At 68.1% G+C, this 12,241-nt stretch carries 10 protein-coding genes and 1 tRNA gene; 6 read left to right on the top strand and 5 right to left on the bottom strand.

What is annotated here, in order from left to right; all coding sequences use genetic code 11:
- Positions 1-15 precede the first annotated feature (15 nt).
- Complete coding sequence (locus OG338_RS13690) at positions 16-858, top strand: DUF1932 domain-containing protein (RefSeq protein ID WP_405937603.1); 843 nt, start codon at positions 16-18, stop codon at positions 856-858.
- A 38-nt stretch (positions 859-896) separates the two neighbouring features.
- Here OG338_RS13690 and OG338_RS13685 read toward each other — a convergent pair.
- Positions 897-967, bottom strand: a tRNA-Gly gene (locus OG338_RS13685).
- 453 nt (positions 968-1,420) lie between these two features.
- Here OG338_RS13685 and dcd point away from each other — a divergent pair.
- The gene (gene dcd, locus OG338_RS13680; protein ID WP_405937602.1) at positions 1,421-1,996 is read left to right on the top strand and encodes a dCTP deaminase; all 576 of its coding nucleotides are present in this window, start codon (positions 1,421-1,423) and stop codon (positions 1,994-1,996) included.
- Between the two features lie 7 nt (positions 1,997-2,003).
- Positions 2,004-2,504 carry a phosphoribosyltransferase gene (locus OG338_RS13675; RefSeq protein WP_405937601.1) on the top strand — a complete coding sequence of 167 codons (501 nt, stop codon included), beginning with the start codon at positions 2,004-2,006 and terminating at the stop codon, positions 2,502-2,504.
- A gap of 130 nt (positions 2,505-2,634) precedes the next feature.
- On the opposite strand, the gene OG338_RS13670 is transcribed toward OG338_RS13675, so the two are convergent.
- From OG338_RS13670 to OG338_RS13655, 4 genes are all read right to left on the bottom strand, one after another.
- Positions 2,635-3,813, bottom strand: a complete 1,179-nt coding sequence (locus OG338_RS13670) for an IS30 family transposase (protein WP_405940414.1) — start codon at positions 3,811-3,813, stop codon at positions 2,635-2,637.
- A gap of 164 nt (positions 3,814-3,977) precedes the next feature.
- Positions 3,978-4,922 (bottom strand): Yip1 family protein, encoded by a 945-nt coding sequence (locus OG338_RS13665; RefSeq protein ID WP_405937600.1) that lies wholly within the window; start codon positions 4,920-4,922, stop codon positions 3,978-3,980.
- A gap of 196 nt (positions 4,923-5,118) precedes the next feature.
- On the bottom strand, positions 5,119-7,410 hold the full coding sequence (locus OG338_RS13660) for a (Fe-S)-binding protein (RefSeq protein WP_405937599.1): 2,292 nt from the start codon (positions 7,408-7,410) through the stop codon (positions 5,119-5,121).
- 114 nt (positions 7,411-7,524) lie between these two features.
- Positions 7,525-8,166, bottom strand: a complete 642-nt coding sequence (locus OG338_RS13655; protein ID WP_405937598.1) for a sugar transferase — start codon at positions 8,164-8,166, stop codon at positions 7,525-7,527.
- A gap of 250 nt (positions 8,167-8,416) precedes the next feature.
- On the opposite strand from OG338_RS13655, the gene dnaK reads away from it, so the two are divergent.
- From dnaK to dnaJ, 3 genes are all read left to right on the top strand, one after another.
- Positions 8,417-10,276: a molecular chaperone DnaK gene (dnaK, locus tag OG338_RS13650; RefSeq protein ID WP_405937597.1), complete on the top strand. Its 1,860-nt coding sequence runs from the start codon at positions 8,417-8,419 to the stop codon at positions 10,274-10,276.
- Positions 10,273-10,923 carry a nucleotide exchange factor GrpE gene (gene grpE, locus OG338_RS13645; RefSeq protein ID WP_405937596.1) on the top strand — a complete coding sequence of 217 codons (651 nt, stop codon included), beginning with the start codon at positions 10,273-10,275 and terminating at the stop codon, positions 10,921-10,923. The genes dnaK and grpE overlap by 4 nt, the downstream gene beginning before the upstream one ends.
- Positions 10,924-11,055: 132 nt before the next feature.
- Positions 11,056-12,240, top strand: a complete 1,185-nt coding sequence (gene dnaJ / locus OG338_RS13640) for a molecular chaperone DnaJ (protein ID WP_405937595.1) — start codon at positions 11,056-11,058, stop codon at positions 12,238-12,240.
- Position 12,241: the final 1 nt, after the last annotated feature.

Below are 12,241 nucleotides of genomic sequence, written 5' to 3'. Positions count from 1 at the left end.
CGCCGGAGGCAGCCAGTGACCGTCGTAACCGTCTTGCACCCTGGAGCCATGGGCGCGGCGGTCAGCGCCGAGCTTGTCGGCGGCGGCCACGAGGTGCTGTGGGTGCCGAAGGAGCGCAGCGCGGAGACGCGGCGCCGTGCGAGGGAGGCTCGTGCCACAGCCTGTGACTCGCTTGCGGAAGCTCTGTCTCGTAGCGCGGTCGTTCTCTCGGTCTGCCCACCGCAGGCGGCGGAGGACGTGGCCGCGGCCGTAGCTGCGCACGGTTTCGACGGGGTGTACGTCGATGTGAACGCCATCAGCCCTCAGCGCGTACAGCGGATCGCCGAGGGAATTCGCCCTGGCTCCGTAGTCGTGGACGGTTCCGTTTTCGGTCAGCCACCGGGCGGCGGGCGTACGGCAAGGCTCTACCTCGCAGGGTCCGGATCCGCCGTTGACCTGGTCGCGTCGTTGTTCACGGACACCGCCCTGCACGTGTGCCGGGTCGGAGACGTGGTCGGTTCCGCTTCCGCTCTGAAGATGGCCTTTGCCAGTTACCAGAAGGCCGCTCGTACGCTCGCCGGCGTCGCACACGCGCTCGCCGACGTCCATGGGGTCGGCGAGCAGCTGACGTCCGAAGCGGAGGTCATGGTCTCCGCGATTCTGTCGGATCCGGAGTACCTGCCGAGCGTGGCGGCTCGGGCCTGGCGGTGGGCGCCTGAGATGGAGGAGGTCGCCGATGCGCTTCGTGCGGCTGACCTGCCCACGGACCTGGCGGAGGCCACCGCTAGCGTTCTCACCTGCTGGGAGAAGGACAAGGGCCAGCACGACATGCCCGTTGCGGAAACTCTTGTCCGACTTCGGAATCGAACGACTCAATGAGAAAGGTCCCGGTCATTGACCAGGACCTTAATTCAAAGAGCGGGTGACGAGAATCGAACTCGCGCTCTGAGCTTGGGAAGCTCATGTTCTACCATTAAACTACACCCGCGAAAATGTGCGGACGCTGTAACAGCGGCGCATCCTCGGACACTGTACCCCATCGTGATCCCCTCGTGGCGACGTCCCGGACCGGCCGTGTGTGTGGCGGGAGTTGGGGGCGTAGCGTGGGTGTCGGAGTGCCGCGTGGAGGGGGGTCCTGTTCATCCCCTAATGTGGCGGTCTCGTCCACGGCTTGATGGGGAAGGGACTTGATGGACTCCATGGAGCGCACCGTCGTCCGCTGTGCCGAAGGGCACGTTTTCGCTACCAGCTCGTTTCCGATGCAGCAGCTCGGGGCAGGGCGGATCGGGCCCGGGCGGCTCATCCGGTGTCCCCGGTGCGCTCGGTTGCGGCATGCCGTGCCCGTGGTGTTCGAGCGGCGGTAGCGGCGGCGGGTGACGGACAACAGGCGCGCGGGCGGCCCGATGAGGGCGGGCTCGCGCGTTCTGCGTATCCTCGGTGGGTGCTTCTCTCAGACAAGGACATCCGCGCCGAGATCGACGCCGGACGCGTACGTATTGATCCATTCGACGCGTCGATGGTGCAGCCGTCGAGTATCGACGTGCGGCTCGACCGCTATTTCCGGGTGTTCGAGAACCACCGCTACCCGCACATCGACCCGGCCGTCGAGCAGGCGGACCTGACCCGCACCGTCGAACCGGAGGGGGATGACGCGTTCATCCTGCACCCCGGGGAGTTCGTGCTGGCGTCGACGTACGAGGTCATCTCGCTGCCCGACGATCTCGCGTCGCGGCTGGAGGGGAAGAGCTCGCTCGGCCGGCTCGGGCTGGTCACGCATTCCACGGCCGGCTTCATCGACCCGGGCTTCTCCGGACACGTGACCCTGGAGCTGTCGAATCTCGCGACACTGCCGATAAAGCTCTGGCCCGGTATGAAGATCGGCCAGCTGTGCATGTTCCGGCTGAGTTCTCCTTCCGAGTTCCCTTACGGCTCCGAGCGGTACGGGTCGCGATATCAGGGGCAGCGCGGTCCCACCGCGTCGCGCTCCTTCATGAATTTCCACCGGACGCAGGTGTGAGGGCCCGATGACCGACGCTGTACGGGAGAACCTGACGTACGACGGCTTCGGGCACGCCGTACGGGAGCTGGCACAGGCCGTGGCCGACGACGGGTACGAGCCGGACGTGGTGCTGAGCATCGCGCGCGGCGGGGTGTTCGTCGCGGGCGGTCTGGCGTACGCGCTGGACTGCAAGAACATCCACCTGGTGAACGTGGAGTTCTACACGGGAGTGGGCACCACGCTGGAGATGCCGGTCATGCTGGCACCGGTGCCCAACGTCATCGACTTCTCGGACAAGAAGGTCCTGATCGCGGACGACGTCGCCGACACCGGCAAGACGCTGAAGCTGGTGCGCGACTTCTGCATCGACCACGTCGCCGAGGTGCGGTCCGCGGTCATCTACGAGAAGTCCCACTCGCTCGTGCAGTGCGAGTACGTGTGGAAGAAGACCGACCGCTGGATCAACTTCCCGTGGAGCGTGGAGAAGCCCGTCGTACGGCGCAGTGGGCAGGTTCTCGACGCGTAACAGCGGCTAGGGCGTGTCCGGAAAGTCCCGTCTGACGCCCTCCGGGCGTACGACGGGACTTTCCGGACACGCCCTAGTGCAAAAGGGCCCCGGTCAAGGCGAATTCGAGGGGTCGTTGCAACACTGCTGGTCAGCTGGCTAGGTCCAGTAGCTTAGCGAGGCGCTCGGCTGGGGTTTCCCAGCCGAGCGTTTTGCGTGGGCGGCTGTTGAGTTCGGCGGCCACGAGCTCCAGGTGGTTGGGGGTGTGAGCGCTCAGGTCGGTGCCCTTGGGGAAGTACTGCCGCAGCAGGCCGTTGGTGTTCTCGTTCGATCCCCGTTGCCAGGGACTGGCCGGGTCGCAGAAGTAGACGGGGATGTTCGTGGCCACGGTGAAGGCTTTGTGGGCGGCCATCTCCGAGCCCTGGTCCCAGGTCAGGGAACGCCATAGATGCGGCGGCAGGGCCTGGACAGTGGCGGCGAGCGCGTTGCGGGTCGCGACAGCACTGTGCCCGATCGGCAGGTGCACGAGCATCACGTAGCGGGTGGCTCGCTCGACGAGGGTGCCGATGGCGGAGCGGCCGTCCTTGCCGATGATGAGGTCGCCTTCCCAGTGGCCGGGAACTGCCCGGTCAGCGGCTTCGGCAGGGCGTTCACTGATCAGGACCATGTCCTTGATGGGGCGGGAGGTGCGCTTGTGGGCCTGGCGCTGCGGACGCCGGCGGGCCCGGCCCGTGCGCAGGGAACGGGTCAGCTCCCGGCGGAGTTCTCCGCGGCCCTGGACGTAGAGGGCCTGGTAGATCGTCTCGTGGGTCACGTGCATCTCCGACCGGTCGGGGAAGCGTGCCCGCAGAGCCTGGCAGATCTGCTCAGGGCTCCACCGCATCGTGAGGTGGTCCTGGATGAAGTCCCGCAGTTCGGGGTTGTGGCCGATCTTGCCGATCTTCGGGCGAGGCCGGCGGGCGTCTGCACGGGCCTGGGCGGTGTGAGGCCGGTAGTACCAGCCTCCCTTGGGCATGGTCCGCCGGTTGCGGCGTATCTCGCGGCTGATGGTGGACGGGCTGCGGCCCAGCTCGGCGGCGATCTGCCGGATGGACGCCTTCTCGCGCAGCCGGTCGGCAATGTGGATGCGGTCGCGCTCCTGGAGGAACCGCGAGGGGCCGCAAGACGGCGACTCCAGATCTTCCGCAGCCACGGACGCGTGCCCGAGCTCCTGGTAGAGCGGAGGAACTGCCTTGCGGCCCCTCTTGTGACCGTTGCGCCACTTCTTGCCCGTGCGGCGGTCGATGCCGACGATTCGGGCCGCTTCCCGGGTGCTGTAACCCTGCTCCATGAGCTGGAAGTATGCGGCCCGTTCCCGGGTCAACGGCTTGCGCCCCTGCCGGTTCCTGTCCTTGCGGATTTCGAAGTCCATGACACCCCTTGAACTGGGGTGTTGCAACGACCACTAGAACTTAAGCAACCCGGGGCCCTTTTCGCGTACGTAGCGCGCAGCCGTCAGATCGTGCCCAGCTTCAGGATCGAGACGAGCGCCAGCAGCTGGATCGCGGAGGCGCCCAGCGCCTTCGGCCACGGCAGGTCGTGCGACTTGCTCACCATCGAGGTGAGGAGCGCGGCCGCGGCCAGCCAGGTGACCCAGCCGAGGATGACGACCAGCGCGTTCTCGCCGCCAAGGAACATCGCGAAGACCAGGCGCGGGACGTCCGTGACCGACATGATCAGCATGGACAGGCCCACCGTCGGCTGCCACGCGCCGTCGCCGCCGAGCTGGCGGGCCAGCGTGTGGGTGACCGCGCCAAGCACCAGGCCGCCGAGTACGAAGCAGACGCCGGTGAGGATGACGTAGGGCACGGCGCTGGAGACCGGGGCGTGGATCGCGTCGTCGCGGGCCTGGTCGAAGCCGAAGAGCGCCAGGAGACCGTAGAGGAACGTCACGGTCAGGGCGGGGCCCCAGACCGCGTAGTCGCGCATCTGCCAGAACGTCGGGCCGGGGCGCGTCACGATGCCGCTCAGCAGCTGCTTCCAGTGCAGCCGCGGGCCTATGGGGGCCGCGGGCGCGTGACCGGCGCGGTAGGCGTTGCCGTCGCTGTACGGTTCCTCGTCCACGCGGAACGCCTGCGTGTGGCCCGGATTGTTCGCGTACGGGTCGCCGGGGTTGGGGCCCTGGGGATACGGGTACGGCGTCGGGTCGGTGAAGTACTCCGGCTCGTCCGGGCCGGCGCCCGCGTAGCCGCCGCCCGGGTAGCCACCGGCCCCCTGGTGTCCGCCGTGGTAGCCCGGGGCGGCGTGGTGCGGGGCGCCCGGTCCTCCCGACGGCGGCCATTGCTGCTGCCCGTACGGCGGCGGCGGTGCCTGATTGCCGTACGGCTGCTGCCGCGGTTGCTGTTGCCCTTGTTGAGGGGTGCGGTTGTCCCGGCCGCGTCCGATCCTGAATCCAGCCACGTCATCGAACGTACCCGGTCCGTCGGTTACGAGAGCCCGGGGCTGGGGAAGTACCGGCCTTTGACGCCCAGCTGTGACATCCCCTAAGGGAACCCCGGGGGGCCTTCCCTACCCTCCCGGAAGGGAAACGCGGAAGCGGCCGGTCCTGCCCCCGAGGCAGGTCCGACCGCTCCACCGCGCCGTGACGCCGGTCCGGCTACTTCGCCGGTTCCGGTTCCGGTTCGTCCGCCGACTTCTGGTCGCCCGCCGGGTCGGCCGGGGTCTTCACGGAGTCGAGCAGCAGCTGGGACACGTCCACGACCTGGACGGACTCCTTCACCTTGACGCCCGTGGCGGAGCCGCTTTCGGCAGCAGCCTTCTTGCCGTTGACCGAGTCGGTCAGCATGACCAGGCAGAACGGGCAGGCCGTCGAGACGATGTCCGGGTTGAGGGAGAGGGCCTCGTCCACACGCTCGTTGTTGATGCGCTTGCCGATCCGCTCCTCCATCCACATCCGGGCACCACCGGCGCCGCAGCAGAAGCCGCGCTCCTTGTGGCGGTGCATCTCCTCGTTCCGGAGGCCCGGCACCTTGGCGATGATCTCGCGCGGGGGCGTGTAGATCTTGTTGTGACGGCCCAGGTAGCAGGGGTCGTGGTACGTGATCAGTCCCTCGACCGGGGTCACCGGGATCAGCTTGCCCTCGTCGATGAGGTGCTGGAGCAGCTGCGTGTGGTGGATGACCTCGTACTCGCCGCCGAGCTGCGGGTACTCGTTCGCGATCGTGTTGAAGCAGTGCGGGCAGGTCGCGACGATCTTCTTCGCGGCCTTGGCCTTCTTGGTCGAGTCGTCCTCACCGTCCTCGCCGAAGGCCATGTTCAGCATCGCCACGTTCTCCGCGCCGAGCTGCTGGAACAGCGGCTCGTTGCCGAGACGGCGGGCCGAGTCACCGGTGCACTTCTCGTCGCCGCCCATGATCGCGAACTTGACGCCCGCGATGTGCAGCAGCTCCGCGAAAGCCTTGGTGGTCTTCTTGGCGCGGTCCTCCAGGGCGCCGGCGCAGCCGACCCAGTAGAGGTAGTCGACCTCGGTGAGGTCCTCGACGTCCTTGCCGACGATCGGGACCTCGAAGTCGACCTCCTTGGTCCACTCGACGCGCTGCTTCTTGGCGAGCCCCCAGGGGTTCCCCTTCTTCTCCAGGTTCTTGAGCATGGTTCCCGCCTCGGACGGGAACGCGGACTCGATCATCACCTGGTAGCGGCGCATGTCCACGATGTGGTCGACGTGCTCGATGTCGACCGGGCACTGCTCCACGCACGCACCGCAGGTGGTGCAGGACCAGAGGACGTCCGGGTCGATGACGCCGTTCTCCTCGACCGTGCCGATCAGCGGGCGCTCGGCCTCCGCGAGGGCGGCCGCGGGAACGTCCTTCAGCTGCTCCTCGGTCGCCTTCTCCTCGCCCTCCATGTCTTTGCCGCCGCCGGCCAGCAGGTAGGGGGCCTTGGCGTGCGCGTGGTCGCGCAGGGACATGATCAGGAGCTTCGGGGAGAGCGGTTTGCCGGTGTTCCAGGCGGGGCACTGCGACTGGCAGCGGCCGCACTCGGTGCAGGTGGAGAAGTCGAGGATGCCCTTCCAGGAGAACTGTTCGACCTGGGAGACACCGAACACCGCGTCGTCGGCCGGGTCCTCCCAGTCGATCTCCTTGCCGCCCGTGGTCATCGGCTGGAGCGCGCCCAGCGCCACCGCACCGTCGGCGTTCCGCTTGAACCAGATGTTCGGGAAGCCGAGGAAGCGGTGCCAGGCGACACCCATGTTGGTGTTGAGCGACACCGTGATCATCCAGATCAGCGAGGTGCCGATCTTGATCATCGCGACGAAGTAGATGAGGTTCTGGAGGGTGCCGAGGGCCAGTCCCTTGAAGGCGAGGACCAGCGGGTACGAGACGAAGTACGCGGCCTCGTAGCCGTCGACGTGGTGGATCGCGCCCTCAAGACCGCGCAGGGAGAGGATCGCCAGGCCGATGATGAGGATGACGTACTCGACGAAGTACGCCTGCCACGCCTTGGAGCCCGCGAAGCGGGACTTGCGGCCCGCCCGGGACGGGAGGTTCAGCAGCCGGATGGCGATGAGCACGAGGATGCCGACCGTCGTCATCAGGCCGATGAACTCGATGTACAGCTCGAACGGCAGCCATTCGCCGATGACCGGCAGCACCCAGTCGGCCTTGAACAGCTGCCCGTACGCCTGGAGCAGCGTCGGCGGCAGGGTCAGGAAGCCGATGGCGACGAACCAGTGGGCGAAGCCGACGATCCCCCACCGGTTCATCCGGGTGTGGCCGAGGAATTCCCGGACCAGGGTGATCGTGCGCTGCTTGGGGTTGTCGGTGCGGCTGCCGGCCGGGACCGGCTGTCCGAGCGTGACGAACCGGTAGATCTGCGCGACGGCTCGGGCGATGAGCGCAACGCCGACCACGGTCAGCACCAGCGACACGATGATCGCGGCGAGTTGCATTGGGGGCTCCTCGGGCCTGCGAGGGTGGGATCGATCCAGCGTCTACTAGCGATTACTGCGTCTTCCAGTGACCACCGGGACTACGAGTATCGCTACTACTAAGCAGTAACTTAATCAGTCCGTGCCGACACTACCCACATATTCCGCCGCGCTGTAGCCGGGCAGGCGGTGATCTGTGTCGCTCAGGTGTGCCTTGCCGGGCCACGGCAGGGTGTGGACCGCCTCGCGCAGGGGTACGCGTACGGCCTCGACGAGGACCGCGAGGTCCAGCCGCAGCCCCTGGTGCTCGGCGTAGTGCTGGTCCAGGAGGTCCGCCTCGTCCCACGGCATCGCCGACCGGTGCCGCACCTGGGCCAGGCCGGTCAGCCCGGGCTTCAGCTCCTGCCGCCAGTGCCGGGCGCCCCCGGTGCCGTTCCGTGCGTCGCCCGGGGCGAGCGGCGCGGGCCCGACGAGGGAGAGCTCGCCGCGTACCACGTGGTGCAGGCGTGAAACCACGTCCAGCTTCAGCCACCGGGTGTCCAGGTAGTACAGGACGAAGGGGCTGCCGTGCAGACCGGTGCGCGGGGAGCGGCGTGTCACACGGCGGCCCCGTACGGCCAGCGCCAGCGCGGCGGCGGCCAGTAAAGGGGAGGCGAGGAGCAGCAGAGCCGAACCGAGGGTCAGGTCGAGGGTGCGTTTGGCGCTCGGGTGGGGTAGCCGGGGCGGGCGCCAGAAGGGCGGCCGGGGCCCTCTTCCCCACTGTTTCTGCGTACGCATCGTTCGCACCTGCCTGCAATCGGCGGATCGAATGCCGCTTTTGCGCTGCTCACGGCATTTTGTGACAGAACGATCCCATGCGGCCATGATGGGGGAGGGCTGTGCGGCGTATGGGGCGCCAGGTGTCGCCGGCGGCGTATATGGGAAGCACGTAAGTTGAGTCGGGTTGACTCAGGTCTGTTGACTCCGGGAGGGTAGTCGTGCATCCTTGAGTCAGATCCACTCAAGTAGTCAGTTGGAGGAATCGAAAATGGCACGTGCGGTCGGCATCGACCTGGGCACGACTAACTCCGTCGTCAGCGTTCTCGAAGGCGGCGAGCCCACCGTCATCACCAACGCAGAGGGCGCCAGGACCACGCCGTCCGTCGTCGCCTTCGCGAAGAACGGCGAGGTGCTGGTCGGCGAGGTCGCCAAGCGCCAGGCTGTGACCAACGTCGACAGGACCATCCGCTCCGTCAAGCGCCACATGGGCACTGACTGGAAGATCGACCTGGACGGCAAGAGCTTCAACCCGCAGCAGATGAGCGCCTTCATCCTGCAGAAGCTGAAGCGTGACGCGGAGTCCTACCTGGGCGAGAAGGTCACCGACGCGGTGATCACCGTCCCGGCGTACTTCAACGACTCCGAGCGCCAGGCGACCAAGGAGGCCGGCGAGATCGCGGGCCTGAACGTCCTGCGCATCGTCAACGAGCCGACCGCCGCCGCGCTGGCGTACGGGCTCGACAAGGACGACCAGACGATCCTCGTCTTCGACCTCGGTGGCGGCACCTTCGACGTGTCCCTCCTGGAGATCGGCGACGGCGTCGTCGAGGTGAAGGCCACCAACGGTGACAACCAGCTCGGTGGTGACGACTGGGACCAGCGCGTCGTCGACTACCTGGTGAAGCAGTTCGCCAACGGCCACGGCGTGGACCTGTCCAAGGACAAGATGGCTCTCCAGCGTCTCCGCGAGGCCGCGGAGAAGGCGAAGATCGAGCTGTCCTCCTCGACGGAGACCACGATCAACCTGCCGTACATCACGGCGTCCGCCGAGGGCCCGCTGCACCTGGACGAGAAGCTCACGCGCTCGCAGTTCCAGCAGCTCACCGCGGACCTCTTGGACCGCTGCAAGACCCCGTTCCACAACGTCATCAAGGACGCGGGCATCCAGCTCTCCGAGATCGACCACGTCGTTCTCGTCGGTGGCTCGACCCGTATGCCGGCCGTCACCGAGCTCGTCAAGGAACTGACCGGTGGCCAGGAGGCCAACAAGAGCGTGAACCCGGACGAGGTCGTCGCCATCGGCGCCTCGCTCCAGGCCGGTGTCCTCAAGGGTGAGGTCAAGGACGTCCTGCTCCTCGACGTCACCCCGCTGTCCCTCGGTATCGAGACCAAGGGCGGCATCATGACCAAGCTCATCGAGCGCAACACCACGATCCCGACCAAGCGGTCCGAGATCTTCACGACGGCCGAGGACAACCAGCCGTCCGTGCAGATCCAGGTCTACCAGGGCGAGCGCGAGATCGCGGCGTACAACAAGAAGCTCGGGATGTTCGAGCTGACCGGTCTGCCGCCGGCCCCGCGCGGGGTCCCGCAGATCGAGGTCTCCTTCGACATCGACGCCAACGGCATCATGCACGTGACGGCGAAGGACCTCGGCACCGGCAAGGAGCAGAAGATGACCGTCACCGGCGGCTCCTCGCTGCCGAAGGACGAGGTCAACCGGATGCGTGAGGAAGCCGAGAAGTACGCGGAGGAGGACCACGCCCGCCGCGAGGCCGCCGAATCGCGCAACCAGGGCGAGCAGCTCGTCTACCAGACGGAGAAGTTCCTCAAGGACAACGAGGACAAGGTTCCGGCCGACGTGAAGACGGAGGTGGAGACCGCGGTCACGGAGCTGAAGGAGAAGCTCAAGGGCGAGGACTCCGCGGAGATCCGCACGGCGACCGAGAAGGTCGCGGCCGTTTCCCAGAAGCTGGGCCAGGCGATGTACGCCAACGCCCAGGGCGAGGGCGGCCCGCAGGCCGACGCGCAGCCGGGTGCCGAGCAGGCCCAGGGCGAGGCCCAGGACGATGTCGTCGACGCCGAGATCGTGGACGACGAGAAGGACTCCAAGGGCGGTGCGGCGTGACCGAGGAGACTCCGGGCTTCGAGGAGAAGCCCGACGTCCCCTCCGGCGCCACCTCTGACGACGCCGAGCCGAAGGCCGCCACCCCCTCCGAGGAGGAGGCGGCGGCCCCGGCCGGGGACGCGAACGAGAGCACGGCCCTGACCGCGCAGCTGGACCAGGTCCGCACGGCGCTCAACGAGCGCACCGGCGACCTTCAGCGGCTTCAGGCCGAGTACCAGAACTACCGTCGCCGGGTGGAGCGGGACCGGGTCACGGTCAAGGAGATCGCCGTCGCGAACCTCCTGTCCGAGCTGCTGCCCGTCCTGGACGACGTCGGCCGGGCCCGCGAGCACGGCGAGCTCGTGGGCGGGTTCAAGTCGGTGGCCGAATCGCTGGAGACGGTCGTCGCGAAGCTGGGCCTCCAGCAGTTCGGCAAGGAGGGCGAGCCCTTCGACCCGACGGTCCACGAGGCCCTGATGCACAGCTATGCGCCGGACGTCACGGAGACGACCTGCGTGGCGATCCTCCAGCCCGGGTACCGGATCGGGGAGCGCACCATCCGCCCCGCGCGGGTCGCGGTCGCCGAACCCCAGCCGGGCGCGGCTCCCGCGGCCGCGAAGGAAGAGAAGGCAGACGACGAGGAGAGCGGTGGCGGCGAGGAGGTCTGACATTCCGTCCGATCACCTGGCAGCACACCGCCCGGCCACCAGGGCCTTCCGCCCGGCCGGTGCCAGGGCCTGCGGGCCCGGCGCCGGCCGGACGGGGGGCTCCCGGCCGGTCGTCCGGAAGGAGGGACGTCGATGAGTACGAAGGACTTCGTCGAGAAGGACTACTACAAGGTTCTCGGCGTCCCCAAGGACGCCACCGACGCCGAGATCAAGAAGGCGTACCGGAAGCTCGCCCGCGAGTTCCACCCGGACGCCAACAAGGGCGACGACAAGGCGGAGGAGCGCTTCAAGGAGATCTCCGAGGCGAATGACATCCTCGGCGACGCCAAGAGGCGCAAGGAGTACGACGAGGCGCGCGCCCTCTTCGGCAACGGCGGTTTCCGCGCCGGGCCCGGCGGCGCCCAGGGCAACTTCAACTTCGACCTGGGGGACCTTTTCGGAGGCGCCCAGGGCGGGGGCCAGAGCGGCGCCGGCGGTTTCGGCGGCGGTGGCCTCGGCGATGTGTTCGGCGGCCTCTTCAACCGCGGCGGCGGTGCCGGTACGAGGGTGCAGCCGCGGCGCGGTCAGGACATCGAGTCCGAGGTGACGCTCAGCTTCACCGAGGCGGTCGACGGGGCCACGGTCCCGCTCCGGATGTCCAGCCAGGCGCCCTGCAAGGCGTGCTCCGGCACCGGCGACAAGAACGGCACGCCCAGGGTCTGCCCGACCTGTGTCGGCACCGGCCAGGTCTCGCGCGGCAGCGGCGGCGGTTTCTCGCTCACCGACCCGTGCGTGGACTGCAAGGGCCGCGGCCTCATCGCCCAGGACCCCTGCGACGTCTGCAAGGGCAGCGGCCGGGCCCGCTCCTCGAAGACCATGCAGGTGCGCATCCCGGCGGGTGTCTCGGACGGGCAGCGCATCCGGCTGCGCGGCAAGGGCGCCCCGGGCGAGCGCGGCGGACCGGCCGGCGATCTGTACGTCGTGGTCCATGTCGACGCCCACCCGGTCTTCGGCCGCAAGGGCGACAACCTCACCGTCACGGTGCCCGTCACCTTCCCGGAGGCGGCGCTCGGCGGCGAGGTGAAGGTCCCGACGCTCGGCGGCCCCTCCGTGACCCTCAAGCTACCGGCCGGTACGCCGAATGGGCGTACGATGCGGGCCCGTGGCAAGGGCGCGGTCCGCAAGGACGGCACCCGGGGCGACCTCCTGGTCACCGTCGAGGTGACCGTGCCCACCGACCTCGGTACCGAGGCCAGGGACGCGCTGGAGGCATACCGCAAGGCGACCGCGGGGCATGACCCGAGGGCGGAGCTGTTCCAGGCGGCGAAGGGAGCTTGAG

Source organism: Streptomyces sp. NBC_00726, from assembly GCF_045161735.1.
Taxonomy (GTDB): domain Bacteria; phylum Actinomycetota; class Actinomycetes; order Streptomycetales; family Streptomycetaceae; genus Streptomyces.
The sequence above is the reverse complement of the archived record's forward strand: the minus strand, read 5'-3'. Positions and strand labels throughout refer to the sequence as shown.

Bases quoted from the DNA above. Each gene is read 5' to 3' on its own strand.
- OG338_RS13675 (WP_405937601.1), top strand. From the start codon at position 2,004: ATGACCGACGCTGTACGGGAGAACCTGACGTACGACGGCTTCGGGCAC.
- dnaK (WP_405937597.1), top strand. From the start codon at position 8,417: ATGGCACGTGCGGTCGGCATCGACCTGGGCACGACTAACTCCGTCGTC.
- dnaJ (WP_405937595.1), top strand. From the start codon at position 11,056: ATGAGTACGAAGGACTTCGTCGAGAAGGACTACTACAAGGTTCTCGGC.
- OG338_RS13655 (WP_405937598.1), bottom strand. From the start codon at position 8,166: ATGCGTACGCAGAAACAGTGGGGAAGAGGGCCCCGGCCGCCCTTCTGG.
- OG338_RS13660 (WP_405937599.1), bottom strand. From the start codon at position 7,410: ATGCAACTCGCCGCGATCATCGTGTCGCTGGTGCTGACCGTGGTCGGC.
- OG338_RS13670 (WP_405940414.1), bottom strand. From the start codon at position 3,813: ATGGAGCAGGGTTACAGCACCCGGGAAGCGGCCCGAATCGTCGGCATC.